Annotated in this window: 31 protein-coding genes; 30 read left to right on the forward strand and 1 reads right to left on the reverse strand. The window is 69.7% G+C overall.

The genetic code is table 11. The annotated features are described in order from the left end of the window. The first annotated feature begins 17 nt into the window (after window positions 1-17). The 30 genes from ACZ5UI_RS04735 (at window position 18) to ACZ5UI_RS04880 (ending at window position 24,972) form a co-directional block, all read left to right on the forward strand. Window positions 18-2,069: a phage portal protein family protein gene (locus tag ACZ5UI_RS04735; protein WP_464194744.1), complete on the forward strand. Its 2,052-nt coding sequence runs from the start codon at window positions 18-20 to the stop codon at window positions 2,067-2,069. Further along, window positions 2,066-2,239 carry a hypothetical protein gene (locus ACZ5UI_RS04740; protein WP_464194746.1) on the forward strand — a complete coding sequence of 58 codons (174 nt, stop codon included), beginning with the start codon at window positions 2,066-2,068 and terminating at the stop codon, window positions 2,237-2,239. Before ACZ5UI_RS04735 ends, ACZ5UI_RS04740 begins: the two co-directional genes overlap by 4 nt. Beyond that, window positions 2,236-3,735: a hypothetical protein gene (locus ACZ5UI_RS04745; protein ID WP_464194748.1), complete on the forward strand. Its 1,500-nt coding sequence runs from the start codon at window positions 2,236-2,238 to the stop codon at window positions 3,733-3,735. Before ACZ5UI_RS04740 ends, ACZ5UI_RS04745 begins: the two co-directional genes overlap by 4 nt. A 4-nt stretch (window positions 3,736-3,739) precedes the next feature. Next, a complete protein-coding gene (locus tag ACZ5UI_RS04750) occupies window positions 3,740-4,132 on the forward strand; it encodes a hypothetical protein (protein ID WP_464194750.1) in 393 nt (130 codons plus the stop codon). 13 nt (window positions 4,133-4,145) lie between these two features. Continuing rightward, on the forward strand, window positions 4,146-5,063 hold the full coding sequence (locus ACZ5UI_RS04755) for a major capsid protein (RefSeq protein WP_464194752.1): 918 nt from the start codon (window positions 4,146-4,148) through the stop codon (window positions 5,061-5,063). Continuing rightward, a complete protein-coding gene (locus ACZ5UI_RS04760; protein ID WP_464194754.1) occupies window positions 5,060-5,401 on the forward strand; it encodes a hypothetical protein in 342 nt (113 codons plus the stop codon). Before ACZ5UI_RS04755 ends, ACZ5UI_RS04760 begins: the two co-directional genes overlap by 4 nt. Further along, window positions 5,401-5,952: a hypothetical protein gene (locus ACZ5UI_RS04765; protein WP_464194756.1), complete on the forward strand. Its 552-nt coding sequence runs from the start codon at window positions 5,401-5,403 to the stop codon at window positions 5,950-5,952. Before ACZ5UI_RS04760 ends, ACZ5UI_RS04765 begins: the two co-directional genes overlap by 1 nt. Window positions 5,953-6,067: 115 nt before the next feature. Beyond that, window positions 6,068-6,673 carry a hypothetical protein gene (locus tag ACZ5UI_RS04770; protein ID WP_464194758.1) on the forward strand — a complete coding sequence of 202 codons (606 nt, stop codon included), beginning with the start codon at window positions 6,068-6,070 and terminating at the stop codon, window positions 6,671-6,673. Beyond that, window positions 6,673-9,222 (forward strand): hypothetical protein, encoded by a 2,550-nt coding sequence (locus tag ACZ5UI_RS04775; RefSeq protein WP_464194760.1) that lies wholly within the window; start codon window positions 6,673-6,675, stop codon window positions 9,220-9,222. Before ACZ5UI_RS04770 ends, ACZ5UI_RS04775 begins: the two co-directional genes overlap by 1 nt. Window positions 9,223-9,266: 44 nt before the next feature. After that, window positions 9,267-9,749 (forward strand): hypothetical protein, encoded by a 483-nt coding sequence (locus ACZ5UI_RS04780; RefSeq protein WP_464194762.1) that lies wholly within the window; start codon window positions 9,267-9,269, stop codon window positions 9,747-9,749. Between the two features lie 3 nt (window positions 9,750-9,752). Continuing rightward, on the forward strand, window positions 9,753-10,211 hold the full coding sequence (locus ACZ5UI_RS04785; RefSeq protein ID WP_464194764.1) for a hypothetical protein: 459 nt from the start codon (window positions 9,753-9,755) through the stop codon (window positions 10,209-10,211). Then, the gene (locus ACZ5UI_RS04790) at window positions 10,211-10,891 is read left to right on the forward strand and encodes a hypothetical protein (RefSeq protein ID WP_464194766.1); all 681 of its coding nucleotides are present in this window, start codon (window positions 10,211-10,213) and stop codon (window positions 10,889-10,891) included. Before ACZ5UI_RS04785 ends, ACZ5UI_RS04790 begins: the two co-directional genes overlap by 1 nt. A 10-nt stretch (window positions 10,892-10,901) precedes the next feature. After that, window positions 10,902-11,201 carry a hypothetical protein gene (locus ACZ5UI_RS04795; protein WP_464194768.1) on the forward strand — a complete coding sequence of 100 codons (300 nt, stop codon included), beginning with the start codon at window positions 10,902-10,904 and terminating at the stop codon, window positions 11,199-11,201. A gap of 3 nt (window positions 11,202-11,204) precedes the next feature. Further along, window positions 11,205-12,662, forward strand: a complete 1,458-nt coding sequence (locus ACZ5UI_RS04800) for a hypothetical protein (RefSeq protein WP_464194770.1) — start codon at window positions 11,205-11,207, stop codon at window positions 12,660-12,662. Window positions 12,663-12,666: 4 nt separating this feature from the next. After that, window positions 12,667-13,110: a hypothetical protein gene (locus tag ACZ5UI_RS04805; protein ID WP_464194772.1), complete on the forward strand. Its 444-nt coding sequence runs from the start codon at window positions 12,667-12,669 to the stop codon at window positions 13,108-13,110. Beyond that, window positions 13,107-13,637: a hypothetical protein gene (locus ACZ5UI_RS04810; RefSeq protein ID WP_464194774.1), complete on the forward strand. Its 531-nt coding sequence runs from the start codon at window positions 13,107-13,109 to the stop codon at window positions 13,635-13,637. Before ACZ5UI_RS04805 ends, ACZ5UI_RS04810 begins: the two co-directional genes overlap by 4 nt. A gap of 162 nt (window positions 13,638-13,799) precedes the next feature. Beyond that, window positions 13,800-15,500 (forward strand): hypothetical protein, encoded by a 1,701-nt coding sequence (locus tag ACZ5UI_RS04815; protein WP_464194776.1) that lies wholly within the window; start codon window positions 13,800-13,802, stop codon window positions 15,498-15,500. Beyond that, a complete protein-coding gene (locus ACZ5UI_RS04820; RefSeq protein ID WP_464194778.1) occupies window positions 15,501-16,289 on the forward strand; it encodes a LysM peptidoglycan-binding domain-containing protein in 789 nt (262 codons plus the stop codon). It begins immediately after the preceding gene. Then, on the forward strand, window positions 16,289-18,274 hold the full coding sequence (locus ACZ5UI_RS04825) for a hypothetical protein (RefSeq protein ID WP_464194780.1): 1,986 nt from the start codon (window positions 16,289-16,291) through the stop codon (window positions 18,272-18,274). Before ACZ5UI_RS04820 ends, ACZ5UI_RS04825 begins: the two co-directional genes overlap by 1 nt. 281 nt (window positions 18,275-18,555) lie before the next feature. Then, a complete protein-coding gene (locus ACZ5UI_RS04830) occupies window positions 18,556-18,882 on the forward strand; it encodes a hypothetical protein (protein WP_464194782.1) in 327 nt (108 codons plus the stop codon). Continuing rightward, window positions 18,875-20,281 carry a hypothetical protein gene (locus ACZ5UI_RS04835; protein ID WP_464194784.1) on the forward strand — a complete coding sequence of 469 codons (1,407 nt, stop codon included), beginning with the start codon at window positions 18,875-18,877 and terminating at the stop codon, window positions 20,279-20,281. Before ACZ5UI_RS04830 ends, ACZ5UI_RS04835 begins: the two co-directional genes overlap by 8 nt. After that, window positions 20,278-20,913 carry a hypothetical protein gene (locus ACZ5UI_RS04840; protein ID WP_464194786.1) on the forward strand — a complete coding sequence of 212 codons (636 nt, stop codon included), beginning with the start codon at window positions 20,278-20,280 and terminating at the stop codon, window positions 20,911-20,913. The genes ACZ5UI_RS04835 and ACZ5UI_RS04840 overlap by 4 nt, the downstream gene beginning before the upstream one ends. Beyond that, on the forward strand, window positions 20,913-21,701 hold the full coding sequence (locus ACZ5UI_RS04845) for a hypothetical protein (RefSeq protein ID WP_464194788.1): 789 nt from the start codon (window positions 20,913-20,915) through the stop codon (window positions 21,699-21,701). Before ACZ5UI_RS04840 ends, ACZ5UI_RS04845 begins: the two co-directional genes overlap by 1 nt. 30 nt (window positions 21,702-21,731) lie before the next feature. Continuing rightward, window positions 21,732-22,001, forward strand: a complete 270-nt coding sequence (locus tag ACZ5UI_RS04850) for a hypothetical protein (protein WP_464194790.1) — start codon at window positions 21,732-21,734, stop codon at window positions 21,999-22,001. An 88-nt stretch (window positions 22,002-22,089) separates the two neighbouring features. Continuing rightward, on the forward strand, window positions 22,090-22,536 hold the full coding sequence (locus ACZ5UI_RS04855) for a hypothetical protein (RefSeq protein WP_464194792.1): 447 nt from the start codon (window positions 22,090-22,092) through the stop codon (window positions 22,534-22,536). Next, the gene (locus ACZ5UI_RS04860) at window positions 22,533-22,841 is read left to right on the forward strand and encodes a hypothetical protein (protein ID WP_464194794.1); all 309 of its coding nucleotides are present in this window, start codon (window positions 22,533-22,535) and stop codon (window positions 22,839-22,841) included. The genes ACZ5UI_RS04855 and ACZ5UI_RS04860 overlap by 4 nt, the downstream gene beginning before the upstream one ends. A 68-nt stretch (window positions 22,842-22,909) precedes the next feature. Beyond that, on the forward strand, window positions 22,910-23,794 hold the full coding sequence (locus ACZ5UI_RS04865; RefSeq protein WP_464194796.1) for a hypothetical protein: 885 nt from the start codon (window positions 22,910-22,912) through the stop codon (window positions 23,792-23,794). 12 nt (window positions 23,795-23,806) lie between these two features. Then, window positions 23,807-24,001 carry a hypothetical protein gene (locus ACZ5UI_RS04870; RefSeq protein WP_464194798.1) on the forward strand — a complete coding sequence of 65 codons (195 nt, stop codon included), beginning with the start codon at window positions 23,807-23,809 and terminating at the stop codon, window positions 23,999-24,001. Between the two features lie 160 nt (window positions 24,002-24,161). Continuing rightward, window positions 24,162-24,383: a hypothetical protein gene (locus tag ACZ5UI_RS04875; protein ID WP_464194800.1), complete on the forward strand. Its 222-nt coding sequence runs from the start codon at window positions 24,162-24,164 to the stop codon at window positions 24,381-24,383. 4 nt (window positions 24,384-24,387) lie between these two features. Next, window positions 24,388-24,972, forward strand: coding sequence for a helix-turn-helix transcriptional regulator (locus ACZ5UI_RS04880; RefSeq protein WP_464194802.1), 585 nt, complete (start codon window positions 24,388-24,390; stop codon window positions 24,970-24,972). Here the strand turns inward: ACZ5UI_RS04880 and ACZ5UI_RS04885 are convergent. Continuing rightward, window positions 24,969-25,580, reverse strand: a complete 612-nt coding sequence (locus ACZ5UI_RS04885; protein ID WP_464194804.1) for a hypothetical protein — start codon at window positions 25,578-25,580, stop codon at window positions 24,969-24,971. The genes ACZ5UI_RS04880 and ACZ5UI_RS04885 overlap by 4 nt on opposite strands. Window positions 25,581-25,670: the final 90 nt, after the last annotated feature.

Genomic DNA, 25,670 nt, shown 5'->3' on the forward strand with positions numbered 1-25,670 from the left:
GACCTTGGAGGTCACCCGTGGCCTCAGCGCCTACCAGCGAGCTCGGCAGCGTCGCCCCGTTCACCGCCATTCCCGGCTGGAAGGGGCTGGCCAGCTACACCGACGACACCGAGGACGTTCCCGAGCTGCGCTGGCAGCCCGACGGGTACGGCGCTGTTGCGACCTACGAGCGCATGCGCGGCGATGCGCAGGTCCACGCCCTGTGGTCGGCGATGACGCTGCCGATCCGCCGCTACCGGTGGATGATCGACCCCAACGGGGCGCGCGACGTCATCGTCGAGAAGCTCTCCGAGGACCTCGGCCTCCCGATCCAGGGCGCCGAGGCCGACTTCCAGCGCCGCACCCGCGGCCGCTTCAGCTGGCAGCAGCATCTCTATCACGTGCTGCTTGGCCTGGTGTACGGCCACATGTTCTTCGAGCAGGTCGGTGAGATCCGCGACAGCATGTGGCGGCTGCGCAAGTTGGCGCCGCGGCTGCCGCGCACGATCAGCGACATCAAGGTCGCCGACGACGGCGGCCTCGTCTACATCAAGCAGAACGTCGCGAACGGGCCGGAGATCCCCGTTGACCGTCTCGTCGCCTACATCTGGCAGCAGGAGGCCGGCAACTGGACGGGCCGGTCGATGCTGCGCCCCTTGTACCGGCATTGGCTGGTGAAGGACATCCTGATCCGTGTCGACGCGCTTAAGCACGAGCGCAACGGCATGGGGATGCCGTTCACCCGTCAGACCGACAAGGACGTCGTGCCGAGTCCTGCCGATCAGGCGAAGGCGTTGGGCATGGCGCAGGCCGTTCGCGCCGGCGAGGACGCCGGCGGCTACCTGCCGTACGGGCTTGACCTCGAGCTCAAGGGCGTGCAGGGCAACCTGCCGGACACGCTCGGCTCGATCCGCTACCACGACGAGGCGATGGCTCGCGCGCTGCTGGCCATGTTCATGCAGATCGGGGTGACCTCGACCGGGCACGGCTCGACGCAGCAGGCCGAGACGCAACTGGACTTCTTCAGCCTCGGCCAGGAGACCGTCGCCCTATGGGCCGCCGACGTCAGCAACGAGCACATCGTCGAGGACTGGGTCGACTGGAACTACGGCGAGACCGAGGCGCTGGTGCCGCGGATCGTCTTCGAGCGCGACGACGACCCGATGGCCGCGGTCGGCACGCTGCTGGAGGCGGTCGGCGCCGGCGCGATCGTCATGGACCCGGACACCGAGAACTGGTTGCGCCAGCAGCTCGGCGCGCCGGAACGTCAGGACGACGCGCCCGCCCCGCCGGCGCCCGCGCCGGCCGCGGCCCGCGCCCGGCCGCAGCGCGCGAAGCGGCACATGGCCGCTGCGGCCGACACGCCCGGTGTCGAGCACGTCGATTTCGACGAGCTGCAGGCCTCATGGCAGCGCGAGCTCGGCCAGGTCCTCGAGGCGTGGGGAACGGTGCGCGCGGGTCAGATCGACGAGCTCGTGGCTGCGATCGCCGCGGCCGGCGACCTCACCGACCTGACCCAGCTGGCGGCCGCGTCTGCCGGCACCGACGAGCTGGCCGCGTCGATGGAGACGCTGTTGGCCCAGGGCGCCGACTCGGTCATCACCGAGGCGGCGGCGCAGGGCCGCACGCTCAGCGTCCCGCCCCTCGACACGCTCCGTGACCAGCTGCGCTCCCGCGCCGACGCGGTCGCCGCGTTGCTGGCGCGGTCGCTCAGCGAGACGGCGGCGCGGCAGGCGGTCGCCCGGTCCAGCGACCAGGTGTCGATGCGCGACGTGGCCGACCAGGTGCGCGAGCATCTCGAGGGCCTGTCGGACACGTACCTGGAGCAGCAGCTCGGCGGCGCGTTGACGCAGGCGCAGGCGACCGGGCGGCGCGAGGTGATGCGCGTCCATCCGCCGGTGCGGATCTACGCGTCGGAGCTGCTGGACGCCAATACGTGCGAGGTGTGCGCGGACCTGGACGGCAAGGAGTACGCGTCGCTGGAGGAGGCCGAGCAGGACTACCCGACGGGCGGGGCGGCTGACTGTCTCGGCGGGCCGCAGTGCCGCGGGACTTTGGTCGCGGTCTACGACGAGAGCGAGGCGGCGTGAGCGAGTGGCTGCGCTCATCGACTGAGGTGCCCAACTCACTGCTGCCGCTGCTGGCGTTCGTCGCCGCCTGCTGGCTCGTCTTCGACTTTTCGCAGCGTCGTGAGTGGTGGCCAGTCTGGACGCTGCCGGTGTTGGTCGTGCTGCTGGCCGTGGCGGCGGTGTTCGCATGACCCACGTCATCGAAGGCGTCGAGATCTGCACCGCCGGCATGGACTGGCCCGCCTCCACCGGCCCCGCGACCGTCACGATGGAGAACATCGCCGACGCGATCGTCGCCGCCAACGAGGATCCGCACATTCAGGTCCCGCGCGGCCGCGTCGGTCACACCAGCGCGCTCAACGAGGGCATCCCGAAGAACGACCCGTTCGCCCCGATCGGCGACGGTGAGCCCGCCTTCGGCCGCTTCATCAACCTCCGCACCGCCAATGACGGCGCCGTCCTCATCGGCGACGCGATCGACGTCCCCGACTGGATCAACGCCGGCACCTACCCGTCCCGGTCGATGGAGTGCTCGTGGGACGTCACGACCCCGGGCGGCAAGCGCTACTCGATGGTCGTCACCGCCGTCGCCTGGCTGGGCCCCTACTGCCCTGCCGTGCAGGACCTCGAAGACCTCGTCTCTCTCCTGGCCCAGGGCCCCGACGCTCTGCCGGCCGCTCAACCCACGGAGGCCACCGTGCCCGCAGCCGAGCTCAGCGTTTCCGCGAGCGTCATCCGCGACCGCTTCAACTTCGACTGGACGATGGGCGAGCCGGTCGACGGGCTGGACACCTACTGGTGGTGGGCCCGCGACATCCGCTACGACCCGGCCGAGATCATCGCCGACGACGACGAGGGCGGCCTGTGGCGCGTCCCGTTCAGCACCGACGGCGAGGACGCCGTCACGTTCGGTGAGCCGGTCCGCGTCCGCGAGACCTACGTCGACGTCGCCCCGACCGCGGCCAGCGCGGCTGACCGGTTCCGTCGTGTCTTTGTCGATCACGCCGGCACTCCGGCCGCGATGGCCGTGAGCGTCATGGAGCGCCAGCAGCAGCAGGTGCTCGCCACCTTCACCGAGCGGCCTTCGAAGCCGCAGCCGAACACCAACCCGGCCGCCGCCTCGGCGGGGCCCGACTCAGAGGAGCACACCATGGAGGACGCCGTCCGCCAGGTCCTCGAGCGTCAGGGGCTCGACCCCGACACGGCGTCCGAGGCGCAGCGCAACGCAGCCGAAGTGCTGGCCGGCACCGAGCCGGCGGAGACCGAGCCGACCGCCGAGGCCGAGCCGGAGCTCGAGACCGAGCTGGAGCCGGTCGCCGCCACCCGCGCGGTCACCGTCGATCGCGGTCAGTTCGAGCAGATGCAGGCCGACGCGGCCGCCGGTCGAGAGGCCCGCAACCAGCAGGTTGCCTCCGACCGTGACGCTCTCGTCACGGCGGCCGTCGCCGACGGTCGCATCGCCCCCTCGAGCCGGGAGGCCTGGCGCGAGGCGCTCGACGCTCGCCCCGAGGCCGAAGCGGCCGCCCTCGCTGCGCTCACCCCGGGCCGCATCCCCGTCGACGAGCGCGGCAGCGCGCCCAGCGACAACGAGACCGGCGTCACCGCGACCGGCCTCGACGTGTCCCTGTGCACCCCCCAGCAGCGCGCCTCCCTGGCGGCGCGCGGCCTGATCCCCGCGGAGGCCTGATCCAATGGGCGCCATCACCCCGCTCTACCAGCCCGGACGGAACCTCACCGGGCGCGCGACGGGCGCCGACCTCGTCGGCGGCCGCTTCGTCATGCAGGCCGCCGCCAAGGCTGACGGCGAGCCGCTGAAGGTGAAGTACCCGACCGGCACCACCGTCCCGATCCTCGGCGTCCTCGCCGGCGACACCGCTGACGGCGACGTCAACGACGTCTTCGGCCCGGGCCACGTCGTGCCCGTCGAGGTGGGCTCCGGCGGCGTCACCTACGGCACCGCCGGCATGGTCGACACCTCCGGCAAGGTCGTCACCCACACCGGCAGCAACGTCAAGGCCTGCCAGATCCTGTCCACCGCCAGCGCGGGCGAGTTCGCCATGGTCCGCGTCGCACCCGGCCTCTGAGGAGGGGCTCACTATGCCTGTTGCCACGAGTCCCCTTCCGACCTCGCCCGGCGAGGTCGATCAGCAGACCGGTGCGATCACCGTCCCGATGCTGCTGAACCAGCCGACCCGCGTCACGCGCCAGGTCGCTGCTGTCGCGGTCGCGAACTACTGGGCCGATCGCGTCCTGCCGAACGGCGGCGGTGTCAGCGGCGGCGGTGTGGTCTACGACCTGACCCAGCCTGGTGATGCCTACGCGGATCGCGAGCCGGAGGAGATCGCTCCCGGCGCCGAGTTCCCGATCAGCAACGCCAGCGAGCCGATCCCCCGGACGGCGCGGGTCGCGAAGTGGGGCACGAAGATCAAGATCACGGAGGAGAAGCGCGACCGCAACGACGTTCGTTACGTCCAGCGGGAGCAGGTCCGGGCGTCCAACAGCATGGTGCGCAAGCTCCATGCGAACGCCGTCGCCGCGATCGACGCTGCGATCGCGGAGTTCTCGCGGACCGCGGCGTGGACGACCGAGTTCGCGGACATCGTCAACATCGGCGCCAACCAGACGCCGATCAGCGAGCGGTCCGCCGCGGACGTCCAGGCCGCCCAGGCGATCGCCGATTCGAGCGACTGGGACGTCAGCTACAACGTCCTGCTGGTCAACACGCTCGACTACGCCGCACTGCTTTCGGTCTACCCGATCGACAAGGGCGGCGTGAACCTCGGCGTGTTCCCGGAGGGCAACGGTGAGGTCATCCCGACTAACCTGATCGCCGCCGGCACGTCGCGCCTGATCGCTTCCAACGAGGCGGGCGAGACGCGCTGGGAGAAGCCGCTCTACACCAACACCTACCGCAAGGAGGAGGAGGAGAGCGACTACATCCAGATCGGCGCCCGGGTCGTCTACTTCGTCGACAACCCGTACGCGGTGCTGAAGCTGACCGGGGCGTCCTCGTGAGCCCCCTGGTGAAGGTCGTCGGCGCGTTCGTTCGCGTCGGCGGCAAGCTCACCCCGCACGGCGAGACCGTCGAGCTGTCCGACGAGCGCGCTGCCCGGCTCGCCTCGGACGGCATCGTTGAACCGGTCGCCGGCCAGGCAGCGGAGCCGATCGAGCTCGGTGACGACGCCACCGACGACCAGCTCGGCGAGGCCAACGTCGAGCCGCTCGAGGCATGGGTCGGGGCGGACAAGGACCGGGCCCGGCGCGTCCTCGACCTCGAGCAGGCCAAGGGCAAGAAGGCGCGCAAGACGCTCGTCGCCGCGCTCGAGGCGATCGCCAAGGCCGGTGACGCCTGATGGCCGGCCCGACGCTGTGGCGCGGCGTCAAGCGCAACGCCGCCGGCGGCCTCCTGCTGAACGTCGACCCCGCGGCGACGGCTTCCGTCGCCGCGGCAGAGGCGGGCGATCCGTTCACCCGTGACCTGAAGCGGTCCGACAACGGGGCTCTGCTCGCGCAGTTGTACCCGGTGGTGCGCACGGCGACGATCCCGGCGCAGATCGCGGGGGCGGACGCTGACCAGGTTGTGGCGGTTGCCCCGTTCGACGGCAAGATCAGCGCGTTCTCGCTGGTCCCTGAAGCCGCGGTGACCGGCGCGACGGCGACGAAGCGCACGTTCACCGCCGCGAACAAGGGACAGGCCGGGGCCGGGTCCACATCGGTCGCGGTGCTCGACCTCGTCACGGGCACCGACCTGGTGGCCTTCGACGAGAAGGCGTTCACCCTGTCGGGCACCCCGGCAAACCTGAACGTGGTCAAGGGCGACGTGATCGTCCTCGTCGAGACGCACGCCAGCACCGGCACCGCCCACTCGGGCGGCCTCGTGCTGGTCACGTTCACGATCGCCTGACGTCTCGCGGCGCATGCAGGCCGCCCCGCCGGTGACCCCGGCGGGGCTCCCCGTTCGACTCGGGGCGCCGCACTAAGGACCCTGACCACCGCGCTCGAGGCGGGGAGGTAGCAATATGGCCGTCTCGGCGCAGCTGCAGGTGTGGGACTCCGAGCTCGAGCAGTGGGTGCCGTACAACCCGGCCGAGCATCAGGAGCAGCTCGTTGAGCTGATCGCTGACGCGGTCGGCGAGGCGATGCCGGACTCGCCGGAGACGGGCCTGGCGAAGGACGTGGTGTTGCAGCAGGTTCGTGACCGGCTGCCCGCCGGTGGCGCGGCGACCTCGGCCAAGCAGGACACGGCCGCGACGCTGCTGACCAACCTCCTGACCGAGCTCTCGCAGAAGCTCGAGCCGGGGGACCTCTCGCAGCTCGCCACCGCCAGCAACCAGACGACCGCGTCCAGCCGACTGCAGGCGATCGTCGATGCGCTCGCCGGCGTCCTCAATGTCAGCGGCCGTCCCGCCCAGGGCGCCGTTGCGCTCACCGTCGGTGCAGACGCCGTCACTCCTGGCCGCTGGCTGTGGGTCAACCCAACGACCGACGGCCAGGCCGTCATCAAGTTCACCAACGACTCCACCCTGACGATCACCTACGCGGCGAATCAGCCGTTCACGCTGCTCGCCGCGATCAAGCAGGTCGTCAGCGCGACCGGCACGGCCACCTTCGCGAACCTCGCCTGATGTCGGTCGCGGTCGCCCCGACGCTGGTTCCGAACGCCTCGCGGCATCAGTTCACGCTGACGGGCACGGGCACCTCGTGGGACAGCGAGACGGTGTTCGCGATCAGCGGCATCACCGGCGCGGAGATCACCGACCAGCAGGTCAACGGTGCCCTGGCGGCGCTCATCACGGTGTCGTTCGGTGCCGCCGGCGGCACGCTGACGATCGACGACGGCGAGGGCTCATCGACGACGGTGGCCGTCGACGTGTGGCAGGAGTTCACCCGCGACGACTACGCCCGCGCCGACACCACCGTCGGCAGCGCAGGCTCCAAGACCGGTGCGGGCAACAACTGGGAGGACGAGGCCGGCAGCACCTTCGACATCGTCGGCAACCAGCTGCGCGCCGAGACCGGCCCGGGCGGCACGGCCGGCAACCGCCTCACGCGCCCCGCCTCCGAAGCGGGCGCGGATCGTCGCCGCGAGAACAAGGTCTCCCAGGCCAACAACGCGCCCTGGTACATCGTCCTGCGCAAGCAGTCCGACGGCAGCCACTACCGCCTGGTGACAGGCTCGACGGTCTTCCGCTTCGAGCGTGTCAGCGCCGCGCAGGCGGCCTCGACCGTCGGCGGCGCGACGAACGCCCCCGCCGTGCCTCTGAACAACGACGCCGTCTGGGACTTCTCCATCCGCAACGTGGGCGGCAACCCCGTGCTCGTCGCCACGCTGGTCAACAACACGACCGGCGAGATCACCACGATCACGGCGACCGACACCAACGGGTCGAAGATCACCGCGTCGGGCCGATCGGGGATCGCCGAGGGCAGCGCAAGCATCAAGAACACCTGGTACCGCAGCCGGTCCTACGTGCTCAACACGAAGGGCGTCGTCGGCACGCCGAGCGCCGCTGGGTCGGGCCAGTCGGTCTCCGTCGAGCTGACGGGTATCGGCACGACGTGGGACGGGTCGACGACCTGGTCGGCCGCCGGCGGCTCGGGCGTCACGCTTGGCACCCCCGTCGTGCACGATGCGACGCACGCGACCGTCCCGATCACGAACACCGGGTCGGTCAGCGACGCGATCGTCCTGACCGACAGCAAGGACGCCACCAAGTTCTCGTTCGCAGTGACCGCCCCGTCGATCTCGATGTCGCCGCGGCAGATCAACGCGGGCATCACGTCCATCGTCACGGTCACCGGCAACGGGGTTCAGCGCTGGCTGACGACACCGCCGAACTTCTCCGGCTCGACCCTCCCATCGGGGACGACGATCGACCAGGTCAACGTGATCTCCGACAACGAGGTCCGCCTGACGATCACCGCCGGCTCGACGAGCGGCACGGCCACGATCACCGACAGCGCCTTCTCGGCCTCCAACGTCCTCTCGGTGATCTTCGTCAAGCCGTTCATCGCCTACGAGCCCGACGAAGACCTGATGGTCGACATGCTGCTCAGCCCGGGGAACTGGCACATCGTCGACGGCGCGTTCGCCGAGAGCTTCAACCCCAGCGCCTACGGCCGGCTGCAGATCACGACCACCTCCGCCGGGGACATCGCGATCCCGTTCGACCCGTCGCCGAACGTCGCGGGCAGCCTCTCGCCGCTGAACTACCCGACGCTGTCATGGGTGGTGAACCCGACAGACGCCAACCAGGTGTGGCAGCGCACGAAGTTGTCGCCCACGACTGACCGCGTCGTGCTCCTCGCATCGGCCCCGGCCGGCACGTACGACATCTGGTTCTACTTCGCCGCGGTCGGCGGCTCGGGCACCGACACTGGCCGGTGGGCGGGCGCGCGACGGATGCGCCTGCTCGGCCTGCAGTGCCACTCGTCGGCCGTGCTCGTTCCGGTGAAGCGCAAGCGCGGCACCGTGTACGAGTTCGGTGACTCCTACCTCGACGGGTCGGGCACGATCGGCAAGACCGGCGGCAGCCAGGGCGGCGCTGGGAACGACTCCCTGAAGACGTACGGCAAGGCGTTCGCCGACACGGTCGGCATGGAGTGGGCGGGGATCGGCAAGGCCGGCCAGCACTGGGCCGACAGCGTCGCCGGCGAGGACCCGCTCTACAGCCTCACCCTCACGCCGCCATCGACGATGCCCTACCACATGGCCGGCGTCTCCCGCCTCGACGAGGACGGGCTGCTGTGGCCGTCGCCGGAGATCGTCCTGATCAACATGGGGACCAACGACGTCAACCAGGACATCAAGGAGAACGTCCGCCTGGGGCTTCATCTGGTGCGTGAGCTCGCGCCCGTCGCCGACATCGTCGTGTGCGTCCCGTTCAACCAGAGCGCCTCGGGCCTCGACCGCGGCAACCCGGCTGGCTTCAATGCCTACGTCGCCGAGACCGGTGACCGTCGCTGCGTGCTGCTGAACCCGAACGAGGGCGGCGCGATCCTGCCGGTCGACGCGATCGACAACCACAACTCGTTCAACCAGAACGCGTTCGCCTCGGACACCTACCACCCCTACGCCGCCTACTCCATGGCCGCAGGCGCGCGCCTCGCCGCGATGTACCTGGCATGGAAGGCGGGGAAGCGGTCCCCGCAGGCGGCCAGCGCGGGCTTCTGATGGGTCGCGTATCGGTGACGCCCAGAACGCAACGGAGGTAGACGATGGCCGACGGCGACGCAGCAGTCAGCTTCAACAGCAGCGTCATCTTCCGGCCCTCCACCGAGGAGGTCGCCGCCGAGCTCCCCGACCGCTGCAAGGACGACGCCGGCAACTACCTCGAGGACTGGACCGCAGAGACCCAGCCGACACAGGCGCAGGTCGAGGAGCTCATCGACCAGGCCGTCCGTGACGTCGCGCTGCGCACCGGCACCCAGCTCGAGGACGAGGAGCTCATTGGCAGCGCCCGCCACCTGGTGGTGCTGCGCGCCGCGATGCTCGTCGAGCGCCGCTTCTTCCGTCAGCAGGTCGCCGCCGGCCAGTCGACGTACGAGCAGATGCGCTCCGAGTGGACCGATGGGCTCGGGGCGTTGACAAAGGCGATCCGTGAGGAGGCTGCCGGCGGCGACGCAGGTGCGATCGATGATGCGGCCGCGCCGGCGTACGGGTTTCCGCCCGCGTCGGGCATTGGCCGCTGCGCCCGGTAGCGAATGCGCCTCGTCCTCGACATCTTCGGCGACGTCCAGGTCGATCGCGAGATTCTTCGACTCGAGGATCGCGTGCGCGACGCGCGGCCGGCCTGGAACGCCATTCGCGACGACCTTCTAGTCATCGGCGAGAAGCAGTTCGACAGCCGCGGCGGTCGTGCACACCCGTGGCCAGAACTCGCGGACTCCACGAAGGAGGACAAGGCGCGGCGCGGCAAGGACCCGTACGCGATCCTCGAGGACGGCGGCGACCTGCGCCGCGCACTCACCCAGCGCGGGGACAAGAACCAGGAGTTCATCAGTGAGCCCGACTGGATGTTGTTCCGACCTCTGCTCGACTACGCCGAATTCCACCAGCGCGGGCGCGGCGTGCCTCAACGGCGAGTGATCGACCTCACCGAACATGACCGCGATTCCGCGGTCAAGCGCCTGCAGAGTTGGGCCATCACAGGGGAGCCCTGATGGCTGAGGACACCAACATCTTCGGGCCCCTCGTTACTCGTCACGAGGTCGAGCAGAGCGTCGCCGGCACCTTACGGGCCTGGCTGCCCGACTGGCTCGCCGAGCTCAGTGCCCGCGCTGGCCGACCACGGGACTGGCTACCGATGCCGCGTGCTTGGCGGTTCGCGGCCCGATTTCAGGAAGAGCCTGACGGCAGCTTCCCCGTCATCGGCATCGGCGTGTCCAGTATCCCCACTGGCCTCCATCAGATCGATGATTCGGCCAAGAGCGCTGTGTGGCGCTGCGGGGTCGGGATCTTCACCGAAGCCAACCAGCGAGCTGAGGGCATCACGAGCAGTGCCCACGAGCAGAGCCGCTGGCTCGCGGGGACGTACACCGCGGCGATCTACGCCGTGCTTGAGCAGTACGGGACCTACGACGGCTTCGCTCAGAACCTGGAGATCACCGGCGTCTCATTCGACGACCTGGCAGGAAGCGAGACGGCCCGCCAGTACTCGCTCGGCCGGGTGACTTTCGATCTCCTCGTCGACGCCATCGTCGATCCGAGCGGCGGTCCGACCGAGCCGTCAACCGACCCCACTGAGGAACCTGACCCGGCATATCTCGTTGAGCAGGTCACGGTCGACGTCGGTGATGACGCGCCGCTTATCTCGCCGGATCCGGACCTAGACCCCGCCTGAGGAGGCGAGCATGGCTCAGAAGAACAAGGCGACCCTCCTCACGGAGGCCCGCCAGTTGGTTGACGTCGAGGTCGACGAGAAGCTGACCGTCCCCGAGCTCGAGGCGTTCATCGCAGAGCACACGCCTCAGCGCGTGAGCGTCGCGAGCACCGCGCCGGCGGGCAGTACGCCGCTGGTTCTCGGCGGCGGAGGTCTACTCGCCCCGCTGGAGGAGGCCCACGACGTGGATCCCGACCACCCGACCAACCGCCAGCTGCTCGCCGACGGCCTGTTGCTGGAGATCCCCGTCCCTGAGACCGAGGAGGACTGACCCGTGGCCGACACGCCAGGCGTCAAGTACCGCGATTCCGACCTGGTGACGCCGCGGAGCCAGCCCACTGCGCTGGACACCATGCTGCTGATCCAGGCGATGGCCAAGGGCCCGGCCCTAGTCACTGACCTGCATTCGCTCGCCGACTACATCCGCGAGCGCGGTGGCCGCACGACGAAGGCGCAGAGCGCCTACGACGGGGTCGACAAGGCCTTCGAGATGGAGGGGCCCGCGACGATCCACACGTCGCGGCTGTTCGGCCCCACCCCGGTGCAGGCGTTCAAGGTGCTGAAGGACGGCACCAACGCCGACACCCTGAAGTACGTCGCGAACGAGTGGGACGACGGCAACAACATCGAGATCGAGATCACCGGCACCAGCCCGGTCGTGCTGAACGTCTACTACGACGAGGACGGCGACGGCGTCAAGGAGCTCGTGGAGACGTTCACCGCGGCGAGCCGCGCGGCGTGCATCTCGGCGACCGCCAACGGCGTGTACGGCAAGCTGATCGCGACTGGCGCCTCCAGCGCTCTCCCCGTCGCCGTGGTCAAGGGCGCGCTGGCCGGCGGCACCGACGACGTGGCCAACGCCACGGTGACGCAGTGGGTCGCCGCGGCGAAGACCGCGCCGCGGAACCTCGGCGTCGGCCAGGTCGTCACTCCGGATCTCCGCGATGCCGCGATCCAGGGCGCGATCGCCGACGTCGTCGCTGACCGCAACCGCGTGTACCCGGTCGACGCGCCGGCGACCACGACGTTCGGCACGCTCGACGACTACATCGACGACGTTCGCGACCTCGGCTCGGTCGCCCAGGTGATGTACCCGTGCTGGCCGCCGCTCCCCTGCGACGGCGTCGTGCCCGGCACCACGCGGACCATCGCCGCCTCGGTGATCGAGGCCGCGCGCTTGGCGCGCAACGACCGTGCGGGCGAGATGCCCAACCAGCCGGCCGCCGGTGACCTCGGCATCGTCACGCCGTGGGTGCGCTCTGACGCGCTCGCGACAATGGTGCTCGCCGAGGACGACTGGGCCACGCTGAACGCCAAGGGGCTGGCCGTCTTCATCGAGGAGTACGGCGACATCAAGATGTACGGCAGCCGCGGGCCCGCCGACCCGGACACCTACCCGCTGAGCGTGTTCTTCGGAGCCGCTCGGATGCGGATGGCCGTGAAGGCGCTGCTGGGGGTCGTCGCCGCCCGCTACGTCCACCAGACGTTTGACCGCAACAACGTGCAGCTGAAGGACCTCGCCGCCGATGGCGCCAAGGTCCTCAAGCCCTACGTCACCGCCGGCGCGATCAGTGGCCTGGTCATCGACACCGGCCCCTCGCAGTCCGTCAACCCCGTCAGCGAGCTGCAGGCTGGCCGCGTGAAGATCGTTGCCCGCTGGACCGACGCCTTCACCGCGGAGACCGTGACCATCGAGACCGTGCGCAGCGCCACGACCCCCGAGGAGGCCTGATCACATGGCCCGCGAAATTCGCCTGTCAGAGGCCAACGCCCGACTCAGCGCCGTCGGCGCCGGCGGTATCCAGCTCGGTCGGTTCACCGAGTTCGAGGGCGGCGAGCTCACGATGGAGGCGTTCACCATCACCGACGAGGACGGCAAGAAGATCGTCCTGCCCGGCCTTTCCGGCGACCGCAGCCCGGTCATCGTCCGCCGCCCTCAGAAGCAGAGCGACATCGCTCTGCGCCGCCAGGTCGAACGCGCCCTGAACGCTGGCGCCGTCTCCGACAGCGACGGCGTCACCGTGGTCTACATCGACGGCCGCAAGGTCGCGTTCGGCGACCCGGACGTGTACACGGGTGTGCTGCTCGGTGCGGCGTCGGGCAACGTCAACCTGGCCAACGGTGCGACGGCGAAGATGTTCGTCTGCACCTTCGCGGTCGACCAGGACCTCGCGCTGTGAGCGAGCATCCGGACGGCAGCGTCCTCGCCGAGGTCGCCGACGCGTGGAATGAGGCCTACGCGCAGGGTGAGCGGCTGCTGCTGTGGATCCCCACTTGGCACGGCAAGCTGTTCGCCCGGTTCGAGGTCCTCAACGATGACGAGGAGGTCGAGCGCCTGGCCGAGCTCGCAGCCGATGAGGACGACCTCATCTTCAAGAGCGCATGGCTGGCTGCTGCCTGCACGGGCGTCTTCGCCGTCGACGGCCAAGGCACGCAACACGAGGTCCTCGACGGCAACGGGCAGTCCGTTACGATCGGCGCTGACCTTGCCAACCGGCTGCGCGGCAAGGTCGAAGGGATCGACACTGCACGCTCCGAGCGCGACGTACTGATGTGTCTCACCCGCCAGAACGGTGGCGCCATCCGGCGCCTCTACGCGCAGCAGGGACGTTGGGAACTCGACACCTCGCAGGAGGTCGAGGGCGCTCTTGTGGGGGAATCGCTCGCTGGCGTGCGGTCGACGCGATCGCCCGTCTCGGCGGACTAGAAATCGACTTGGCGCGGTCCACCGACCGCGCCGAGCACCTGCTCGCACTTGCCGTCGCTGTACGGCGCGCGGAGCTGGAACGCGACGGCCAAGAGGCTGCCGCGCAGATGGCCGCCGACGCGGCTACACGTGCCGTTCTCGTAGCGCTCGGGGTGATACGCAATGGCTGATGAAGTCGCTCTTCGGTACCGACTCCTCGGGAACAAGGCTTTCGCCCGCGACGTCGACGCCGACATCCGGCGCCCCGTTCGCGGCGTCACGAGCGACGTCTCAAAGGCCGAGCACGCCAGTCGTCTCTTCAACAGTGCCACCGGCCGACTCCGCACGGGGCTGATCGCCGCCGGCAGCGCAGCAGCAACCGCCGGCGGTCTCATCTTCTGGGAGGCCAAGCGCGCCACCCAGGCCTGGGAGGAGTCGCGCAAGGTCCAGGCTGACACCGTCGCGACGATCAAGTCGACCGGCGGCGCCGCGAACGTCACAGCCGACCACATCGCACGCCTGTCGGGCAAGATCAGCGGCCTCACCGGCGTCGACGACGAGGCCATCCAGTCGGGAGCGAACATGCTCCTGACCTTCAAGAACATCCGCAACGAGGGCGGCAAGGTCGGCGGCACCCTCGATCAGACGATCGGGCTGCTGTCGGACGTCGCGGTGAAGATGGACAAGGAGCCCAAGCAGGCGGCGATCATGCTCGGGAAGGCGTTGAACGACCCGATCAAGGGCATGACCGCGCTGGGCCGCGCTGGCGTCCAGTTCTCGGCCGCCGACGAGAAGCGCATCGAACGCCTGGTCAAGGAGAACAAGCTCCGCGAGGCCCAGGGAATCATCCTGAAGGAGCTGCGCAGCCAGTTCGGCGGCCAGGCCGCCGCGCAGGGCACCGCGCTGGACAAGCTCCACACGAACGTCGAGAACCTCGAAGAGGCGATTGGCAGCGGCCTGGAGCCGATCACCGATCGGCTCTTCACGGGCATCACCAATCGCGTCGACGAGGTCACCCCCGTCATCGAGAAGTTCGGCAAGGGCGTAGCCGACATTTTCGGCCGCGACGATCTCGACATCGAGCAGAAGTTGGCGCTCTCCAGCCGACGCGCGCAGCGGTCCTTCGGACCGCTCGTCGACGACTGGGGTGACGAGTTCAAGCAGCTGCTCGGCGGGCGCGAGTTCGGCGAGGCGCTCGGTGACGGCTTCGACGCGGCCGCGCCGTTCATCGCTGATCACATCGTGCACACCGCCCCCGTGCTCGCTGAGCGCTTCGCCACCGCCTGGTGGAACGCGGACACCTGGACGAAGGTCTTCAGCGCCAGCTTCCTGCTGACGAAGATGGGCGCGTTCGGCACGGTCGGCAGGATCGCTGCGGGGCGGTTCGGTGGCGGCTTCTCCGGCGGGTTGAAGGGCAACCTGGCCGGTGCGGCTGGGCGTGGGTCGACGCCGCTGAACCCGATCTTCGTGGAGGACGTGACCGGCTCGGGCTCGGGGCCCGGGGGGCTGCCGACCAAGCTGGACAAGACGCCAGGTTTGGTGAGCAAGGCCAAGACGGTCGGCAAGCTGTCCGGCCTTCTCCTCCCGGGGATCCTGCTGGCCGAGTCGGGCATCATGCCCAACAACGACTACGCGACCACCGGCGCTGACGCTGCGCGCCGGCGCGCAGCGGTCGGCCCCGGAATGGGCTCGCCGGGCGCGCTGCCCGACGGTCGCACCGCCACGAGCGTGAACGTCGACGGGCACGCCTACCCGGTCGACCCGCGCCTCACTGGCTACCGCGACGCGGGCGTCGCCTACGTGCAGACCGAGGTCAAGCTCGACGGGGAAGTCGTCGCGCGGGCGAACCACAAGTCGGAGCTGCGCACGAAGGGGCGCCGGTAGATGCCCACGATCCGAACGGGCAGCAGCCTCGGCGCCCGCGTCGGCGGGCCAGGGTCCAGCCTCGGCGGCGCGCTCGGACGCGCGGCGGGCCCGCGACGCGACGGCGAGGCGATCCTCAACCCGCCTGGCCCGCGTCAGCGCGGCTGGATCCGCCTCATCCCGCCGAAGCCCGACCCCGCACTGGACCTGTTCCTCACGGGCAAGATCGTCCCGCCCGGCGGCTACGGCGGCTTCCAGTCGGCGCCCCGCACCGACCAGACCGAGCTGCTCGACTGGGTCTCCGGTCAGACGCTCGTGCACGCCGTTCCTGTGCTGCTCGAGGGCATCGCCCACGGCACTCACGTGCAGCGGGAGTTCGACGCCCTGGAGAAGCTGATGCGCCGGCCTGACGGGTCACGCCCGCCGCGGCTGCGCGTCGAAGGTCCTCTGCGTCACGCCGACCTCGCGTACGTGATCGACGGCGTTGATGAGCGCCGTGACGAGCAGTGCCCTGCGACCGACCAGGCGGACCGCCTCGTGCGCTGGGCGGGCACGCTGTACCTGCGCCACGACCCACGGCAGGACGTCACCGGCCAGCGGCTTCCTTCGCCCGAGGAGGCCAATCGCGACAAGCCGCACACCTACACGGTCGTGAAGGGCGACACCTACCGCAGCATCGCCGGGAAGGCGCTCGGGCGAAAGAGCCGGTGGAAGGAGATCGCTGACGCCAACAACGACGAGAACCCGCATCCCGACCGTGCGCTGACGCCGGGCGCCACGATCGTGCTGCCCAACGCAAAGAACCTCTGATGGCCAACCGTCGCCGCAACAGCGACATCTTGCGCGTGCGCGGCTGGCGGCCACACGAGCTCGTCCTCGACGGCAAGACCGTCGACGTGCGTATCGCGTCCGCTGTCGGCGCGGGCGTCCGAGTCAACCGGCAGATGTCGGAGGCATCCACCCTCACGATCCCGATCATCGACCGGGGACGCGAGCTCGTGGCGAACACCGAGCTGTTCGGCGACTCCAAGCTGAAGGTCGGCATCAAGGTCACGACGCCCGACGGCCGGTCGTGGGAACTGATGGAGATGCCCGACACCGATCAGGGCTACGACCTCATCTTCTTCCCGGCGCCGATCGCGAAGCCGATGCGCCACAAGAGCAAGCCGCGCAAGTGGACGCGCAGCGCGGACTTCACCCGCTACGACGCGGTCGGCGCGATCGCCGCGGCCAGTGGCGTGACCGTTGTGACCTCGCCAGGCGGCGACGCACCGCAGCTGGTCGAGGGGCTCACCGACGACGACATCACCGCGCTGGAGACCGCGTCCTATCGGCGCGTCGCCGCGCAGCGGGAGACGTCGTCGCGGATCTCGAAGGCGAACCTCACCGTGAAGGGCGTCGCGATGGACGCCCACCAGCGCCAGAACACCGCCGTGCTTCTCCGGGTGCGCCAGCAGGTCGGGGCGGTCGGCCGGGCCGCGGTCGCAGCGTTCTGCGCAGCGATCGGCGAGTCAGCCATCCGTGTCGTGGCGAACCAGGCGGGCTCGGCGTACGGCGGGGTGCTCCAGGGCCGGTACCGCGCGAACGCGCTCGGCCCGGCCCTGTTCGACATCAATGACACCGAGGGGATGGCCTACTACTTCTGGCGGGGCGGCAAGGGCTACCAGGTCAACGGTGCGATCGCCGCGGCGCGCGAGCACCCGGACTGGTCACCGGGCGAGATCGCGTTGAACGTCGGGGGGCCGCAGAGCAACTTCGCCACGTACGAGGAGGGCGTGCGCTTCTATCAGCAGCACGCCGGGGAGGCGCGCGCCATTCTGTCCGCCTTCAACGTGGCGCTGGACAACGACGGCTTCTCCAGCCGCGTCGACGCCGCCGGCGAGCGCTCCTATCTCGACGAGTTCGAGTTCTACAAGGAGGCCGACGCGTTCGACTGGGACGCCATGCGCGACCTCGCCGACGACGTGGAGTGGTCCCTGTTCGACTGGGGCGACCAGGTGATGTTCACCAACGACATCCTGCTCGCCCAGGCACCCGCGGTCCTGACGCTCAGCGAGGACCTGCCCGGTGTCGAGTCCATCCGGGGCACCTGGTCCCAGCGCAAGGTCATCGACGAGCTGACCGTCGTGCTGCGCGCCGGCGACTGGGCGCTCTGGACCGGCGCCTGCGTGATCATCGAGAAGAAGCCCGGCGCCAACGGCCGCTGGATCGTCCGCGAGATCGACCAGTACCCCCGTGCCGACGTCCAGACCGCCACGCTCCGACTCAGTCGGGCGCAGGCTCCGAAGCCCGAGCCCACGGCGGACGTCATCACCGCCACGCCCGACGACGAGTTCGGCGACCAGGCCTCGACCGTTGCCCCCGGCTCAGGACCGGCCGGCGAGGGCGTCCAAGGCGTCTACGCCGCCGCGAAGGACATCGACCGTCGCAACCTGCCGTACGGGGCTGGTGGCCACGGCCTCGGGTGGGCTGCTGCCAACAGCTCGTCAACGCTGGACTGCTCGTCGTCGACGTCGATCGCGCTTCACGGTGGCGGCCTCATGCCGAAGGCGATCACCGGCCCGCAGATCAGCGACTACTTCCTCACGTGGGGAGAGGCGGGCGAGGGCGACTACATGACCGTGTGGGTCAAGCCCGGCTCGGGCCCGAACGGCCACGTGTGGATCCAGTTCAAGGGCTTCGACGCCAAGCGCTTCGACACCTCGGCCTACGGGTCCGGCGGCAGTGGCCCGCATCTCCGCTACACCGATCGACCGACGGCCGGCTTCGTCCCTCGGCACTGGCCAGGGACCTGATGGGCGACACGTACGACCGCGTCCGGCGGGCCGAGCGGCCCCGCCAGAGGGTCCTGGCCGCCGCCACCCGGGCTGTCGTGCACACCGCACCCGACTCGGCCGGCCGGATCTTGCTGACGGTGCCGACGTGGGGCGCATCCCCGTGGGGGCCTGTCCGCTATCTGCTCGCCTCGGGTGACGGGCCGCCGGCTCCTGGAGACGTTGCCGTGATCCATGCCGACCACCAGGGCCGCGCTGTGTACGCGGTCGTGTGGTCGAGCTGACGGAGGAGGACCGCTCTCGTGGCCCTGAAGCGCCCCCATCATGCCTATCCGCCGCGTCTGAACGCTGCGGGCACCGGCTTCGAGCTCGTCGAGGAACGCTCCGACGAGGAGGTCATCGGCCGTGTGGAGGCCACGCTGCGCTGCCCTCGGGGCTTCGTGGAGAGCCGCGAGACGTTCGGGTCCCCCGACGTCGCGCAGTCGATCAAGGACCCCGTGGACGTGCTGGAGGAAGTCATCCGGATGCAGCAGCCCGACGCCCAGTCCGTTCTCACACGCCGACCCGACACTTCGAGCCAGCTCGCGGCCGTCGTGATCGAGGTCCGCACGGTGGCGCGCAATGTCTGAGTCCCTCAGCGAGGCCGGCGGCTTCTATCAGCAGTTGCGCACCGAGGCCGGCGGCGACCCCGACGCGATCCGCGAGCGCATTCTGGACCGACTGCGCCAGGCCTACCCGGGGATCACGTTCGTCCCCGGTGATCTCAGCTGGCTGGAGGCCGACGGCGTCGCTGAGGAGGCGTCGTTTCAGGAGCAGCTGCTGATCGGTCGCGCCGACGACTTCTTCGTCGAGCTCGCCGAGCAGTGGGACGGGATCCTGCGCAACCGTGCGACGACGGCGACCGCGCACGTCACCTTCACCCGGGACGACGACGACGGTGAGCTCGTGCTCGAGGCGCCCGTGCAGCTGAAGATCGGCGGCCAGGGCTTCCTCACCACCGTCGACGCAACATTCGAGGACGGCGAGGACGCCGTCAGCGGCGTGACGATCGCGGCGGCCATCGTCGGCTCCCAGGCCACCGGTCTCTCAGGCCCGGTGCAGATCCTCGACGCGCTCGCGGGGATCACCGCGACGCTCGACGAGGACGAGACCGTCAACGGCCGCGACGAGGAGTCTCTGGCCGACTTCCGCGACCGCGTGACGCGGCTGAAGCGCATCGGCGGCCGGCCGACACAGGACGACGACTACGCCGCGCACGCCCTGAACCATCCCGCGGTCGCCCGGGTGCTGGTGAAGAACCTCTACAACCCCGCCGACCCTGACGATGAGGAAGCGGGCGAGGGCTGGGTCTGGCTGGCCGTGGTCGACGCCAACGGCAACGACCTCTCGGGCGATGACATGGACGCCATCGAGGCCGACCTGCAGGCCAACGTGCTGCCGGGGATCAACACGCCGGTCAACGGCGCGACGCGCACCCCGGTGTTCGCCCACGCGATCTTCAGCGTCCTGCCCGGCTACACGTACCTGGAGGTCGCGCCTCGGGTGCGCGCGGCGATGGGCGTGAAGCTGAGCAAGTCGACCTACGGCAACCCGGGCGCGCTGCGCTACGTCACGTGGATCGAGACCCCGGTGATCCGCCCGTTCGAGATCGGATCGGCTGTCGATCAGGTCCAGGGCGTCGACCAGGTCGACGGGATCCTCCTGAGTCGCGGCCGCGCGGTGACCGGGCTGGCGTCGTCGAACGTCATCACAGCGGTCGGGCACGGCTTCGTCGACACCGACGAGATCACCTTCCGTGGCCTCGTCGGCGGCGCCCCGCTGGTGGATGACACGACCTACTTCGTGCGGGACGAGACCGCTGACGCGTTCAAGGTCGCGCTGACCTCGGGCGGCACGGCGATCGACATCACCGCCGACATCACCGTGGGCTGGGCGCTGCAGCTGGAGTCGGCGAACCTCACCATCCCGGGCCCGGCCGCGCTGCCCGAGCTGCCGGACGGCTCGATCACCACGCAGGAGCTCACGTGATCGACCTCTCCCCTGCGCTCGCCGGCCGCCAGTACGAGCGCTTGGAGCCGTGGACGCACGCCGAAGCTGCGAACGGCTACGTGCTCGCGAATCGCTGCGCTGCGCGCGCGGCCGCGTTCCGCGACGTGCTGCTCGTCACCGAGATCTTCGACAACCGCAGCGGCTGGGCACGCCTCGCGCATCTCGACGCGCTACCCGACGAGGCGCTCCCGTGGATCGCGTGCGTGATCGGCGAGTACCTGCTGCCCGGCACGCCCGCCGATCAGCGCCGCCAGCTGCTCGCGCACGGCGGTGCGAAGGACCGGTCCACGGTGCGTGGGATTCAGCGCGCTGTCGCCTCCCACCTCGACGTCGCCGCCGATGTCGACGCCGTGTCTCGCGTGATGGTCACCCCGCGCTACCAGGGCGCGTTCTTCCGGCTGCTCGTGCAGACCTACACCAGCGAGACCCCGGACCCGGCCGCGGCCGAGCTTGCCGCGAAGCGTGCGGCGCCTTCGGCGTGGCGCGTGATCTTCGAGACGCTCGACGGCTGGACGATCGGCCAGCTCGAGGCCGCCTACGACGGGCAGACGATCGGCGATCTCGAAGGCGACTTCTCTGACCTGGCCGAGCTCGAATCCGAGGAGCCCTGATGGACACCACCACGCCCGTGGCGCTGAACAAGCCTGCGACGACCGACCAGGTGTCGGACCTCCGCGGCAGCATCGGCCAGCACGCCGACCAGTTGAAGAAGACCTCCCTGTACGACCAGGGCCCCTACTCCACGATCCAGGCCGGCGGGTCGTGGGAGTCGAGCGTGTCGAATGCCGGCGTGAAGGGGCGCTTGTTCCGCGCGACCGACCTCGCGGGCAAGCCGCTGTTCCTCGACACCGGCACGAGCTGGGAGGCGATCAGCAACGCCGCCCTGGTGAACACGCTGCCCGCGAGCCCGTTCGACGGTCAGGAGCTGTTCTTCCTCGCCGACGCGACGTCGCGCGTGAAGTGGCACCTGCGCTACGACGCGAGCAAGGCGGGCGCGCTGAAGTGGGAGGGCCTTGGGCGGTCGTGCCTCTCGTCGGCCGTCGCAGCCGGCGAGCAGACGACAAGCGAGACGTACACGAACCTCGCTACGACTGGCCCGTCCATCTCGGTGCCGCTCTCCGGCGAGTACGACATTCACCTTGAGGCGTTGGCGGTGAATAGTGACGCCGACCAGGACGCGTGGATGAGTGTCGCGCTCGGCGCTGCGGCGGCGCAGAACGCTGATCGACTCGTGATGCGCTCGGGTGGTACCAACGGCCAGGCGTCGATCGGCCGCACGATCGGTCCGAAGACGCTCTCAGCAGGGGACGTGGTCCTCGCGAAGTACCGCAAGAACGGCGGCACATTCGCGGAGTTTCGCGACCGTCGCCTCGAGCTGATCCCTCGCTGGCTGGGCTGAATGGTGCGATCTGGAAGGGATGGCCCGTGAGTGACCGGAAAGCAGCCCACCCCGGAGTGCCCCTCGCGTCCGCCTGCCCCGCCCACGTCGCCGCGCCGCGGCCTGTGGCACCGGATCTGGTCCAACTGGGATCAGATCTACTCGCGGGTCACCAGGGCCATCGCATTCTTCGCTGGCCTCGGAGCCTTCGGCTGGCAGGTCCTCGACGCCAACGACCGCCGCTACTGGGTCATGGCCGCCGCGCTCGGCCTGATGGGCTTCCAGTTCGCGAAGTGGGCGGACAAGGGCGGCGGCGAATGATGGGCCGCCTCGAGCGCATCTGGGCCGCCGTAGCCACCGCGGCGGTCACGGTCCTCATCGTCCTGCAGCTCGTTCTCGAGGGGCACCTGTGAGCGATCAGCGCAGCGAGTACATCCACACGGCCGACGCGCCTGACGACGTGCCCCGCAAGTCGGAGCGGCGGCGGTGGTCGCGGGTGCCGCGCAGCATCTACGTGCTGTACGCGATCACCGTCATCATCGGCGTGGTCTCGCTGTGGAGCGGACAGACCGCCCGCGACGCGGCGACGACCGCCCGCGACCAGGTCTCCGAGAACAGGGCCCAGGACCTCCGTCTCGCCCAGGGGAACTACATCACGTGCCAGGTCCAGAACCGCCAGGCCGGGACCGCTCGGGCCCTGCGCACCATCGTGCTGGCGATCAGCCCGTTTCCGCGTGACCGCAGCCCTGAGCTCTACGACGCACTGGCCAACTACCGCAAGCTGACCGCGAAGAAGCGCGTCCCTCGCGACTGCGGCGTCCGGCCCGTGGGGATCTCCGACGAGGTCCTGCCGTGAGCTTCGGCGAGCGCGTTGCCCGCTGGAGTCCACTTCGCCGAATCATCGTCGGCGTCGCCATTGCACTGCTGGTCGTCGGCCTGGTCGGCTACCAGACCGACCGCAACTCGTGCGTCCGCTCCAATGGCGTCCGCGAGGCGTTGCAGGAGCAGTTCCGCGGCCAGGCCGACCGCCTCGCCCAGCGTGCCCAGTTCGATGTCGGCCTCGAGCGCTCGCTCGACCTCGCCGGCGCCCGGTCAGCGCGCCGGTCGCTGCGGCTCGTGCCGTCGCTCGACTGCGGCCTGCCGTTCCCCGACACCAAGTAGCTGCCCGGCCCGCTCGAGGGCGCGGGCTGGGCAGCTGACTGCCCTCGGCCCTCTCGAGGAGGAACACCATGCCCAGCACAAGGGTGCATCGCATCCTGCGCTTCCGCGGCACCGACGGCGACGAGCCGGCCGTGCCGCCCATGACCGGCGGCGACGTCGTCGCGGTCCAGAAGGCCATCAACGCCCGCGGCCGCGGCAACGCCCAGCGCGGCCTGACACGCCTCGTCGTCGACGGCCAGGCAGGCCGCCAGACGATCGCCGTCGGCCGCAAGGCCGCCGCCTCGCTCGGCGTCGACATCGGCGAGAGCGGTCTCGGCAAGCGCGCCCAGACGATCATCCGCCGCCCATGGCTGCGGGTCCCGTCGGAGTACCGTCGCCAGAAGCGGTGGCTCGCCAAGCGCGCCAAGGAACGCGCCGCCGCGGCCGCCGCCAAGCCGGCCCGCAAGGACAACAAGATCACCGGCGCCGTCCGCTACCCGCGGCTGCGCGTCGTGTTCGCGTGCCTCGAGGCCGCCAGGCTGTACTACTCGGGCGTCGCCCGCCGGTTCTACAGCCAGCCCGGCACCTGGACCGTCGAGCTCGGCATCACCGGTGAGCACGCCGGGCAGCGGTCGGACTGCTCCCAGCTGGCAACCTCGATGTGCTGGTCGGCCGGGCTGCCTGACCCCAACGGCAACAGCTACAAGGGCGGCTACACCGGCACGCTGGTTGCGCACCTCAAGGAGATCGGGCGCGACGACCTGCAGCCCGGCGACTTCGTCCTGTACGGGCTCGGCACCGCGCATCACATCGAGGTGTGGGTCGGCAATGGGGACGGCAAGACGTCCTACCGGGCGCTGGCCAGGGCGGGGTCGACGTACCGCGACCGCACCGTCGGTCACGGCAGCCCGCCTGTGGACTTCGGCGACATCGACATGGTCGCCGGCGCCCGCTTCTTCCGCATCGACCTCTAGGAGGGACCTCCCATGATCGAGACCCTGAAGAACGAGCCGCTGCTCACCGCGATCACCGCCCTGGTGGCCGCGAGCATCGTCCTGCTCGTCGCGTTCGGTGTCACCGTGACCGACGAGCAGAAGATCGCCATCGCCGCGTTCGTCATCGCGCTCTACGTGTTCGTCGGCGTCGTCCGCGCCAAGGTCACGCCAACGCGCAAGCTGTAGGGGAGGACCTGCGCGCGTAACGGTGACGCGCAGCGCGCCGGAATGCGCGCACTCTCAAGGCGTGAGTGACGAGGGGACCCCGATGCCGGACAGGCGACGGGGTCCCCTTCACTTACAATGAAGTGTTGACAACTGCCAACAGTTGCGCTATCTTTGTCGAGTGCCCCCGAAGAAGCATCCGAAGAAGGAGGTCGAGGCCGCCCTTCAGCGCGCCGAGGCCGCCGACTGGAAGATCACCCAGACGACCGCTGGGCACCGTTGGGGCAAGGCGGAGTGCGGCTGCGGTTGCAGCGTCTCCATCTGGTCGACTCCGAAGAACCCGGGTAATCACGCCAAGGCGATTGACCGGGCTGTCAGGAACTGCCCTCATGACAGGAAATAAGCGCATGACCGAACACAACTTCACCCTCATCCTCTCCGGGGATCCGGAGGACCACCTCGACGAGCTGTTCGAGGCTGGGTGCGACGACGCAACGTTCGGCGAGGTCGACGGCGTGCACTACGCCGAGTTCGACCGCGAGGCGCCATCACTGGCCGCGGCGATCAGCTCCGCGATCGCCAACGTCCAAAGCGTCGGCGGGCTGCGCGTCACGCGCATCGAGCCCGACGACCTGGTCACCGCCGCCGAGATCGCCGAGCGACTCGGCCGCACCCGCGAGAGCGTGCGGCTACTGATCGCCGGCCGGCGCGGGGTCGGCAACTTCCCGCCGCCGATCAGTCACCTGCGCGAGCGCAACCGGCTGTGGCGGTGGGTCGACGTCGCCGACTGGGCCGAGCTCACCGAGGTACCCGTGGCCACCGAGTGGGCCGCGAACGCCAGGTGGGCACGATGGATCGGCGCCGCTAACGCATCCCTCGAGCTCGAGCACCTCGCCGAGCACCTGCCGCCGGCCGATCGCGAGACCGTCGCGGCGCTGGCCGGCCTACGCCCGATCTCAAAGCCGACGCGCCGGCGGAGCCGAACGACCTAGACCGTTCCGCGATTGAGCGTCATGGCAAATCGCCCCAGGCGACGCCGCATGTCGGCCTCCTCTGGGAACTGCGCGAGCGAGATGATGAGATCGTTTAGCGCTCGTCCTGCGTCCTTGCGACCGAGTGACTGCTGCTGTCGGACCCATGCCTGGATCTCAGCCGCTACGCGCATGCCCTCTGGGACCGTCAGAACCAGGCCAGATAGTGGCTCTGGCGGATGGATCGAGACCGCCCCAGATGCAATCGCAGGCCCTGCGGGGCCCCGATTGTGGGCCGTTTCTGCGCGGGCAAGGAGGTCTGCTAGGTCCGCGCGCATTGCCGTGTAGAACTCGAAGAGCTCGTCTCGTCGCTCTCGGACGTCGCTGAACTCATCGGCGCCACCGATATCGAGATGAACGAACTCCGGCCGCTCGATCAGGCGGAAGAACGCGTCGGTCGCGGCGATCGAAGCATCTTGGATTCGCGCAATCGCTTGGAGTAGGGCCGAGCCGTGGACGAGGACGGCCTGAGTCTCGCCATCGAAGCCAAACGGCATTGCTAGGCGTAGGTGAAATCGACGGTGGGTGATGGATCCAGCGACGGATAGCTGGACGTCGATCTCGTGCATCGCCAGTGCAGCTGCCCTCTCGCCTCACCGCAGGTCCACCCAGGCGGCTGGGACCCCTGGCCGAAGACATAGGCCCGGACGATTTGCTTG

Source organism: Conexibacter sp. JCM 18997 (assembly GCF_055391915.1).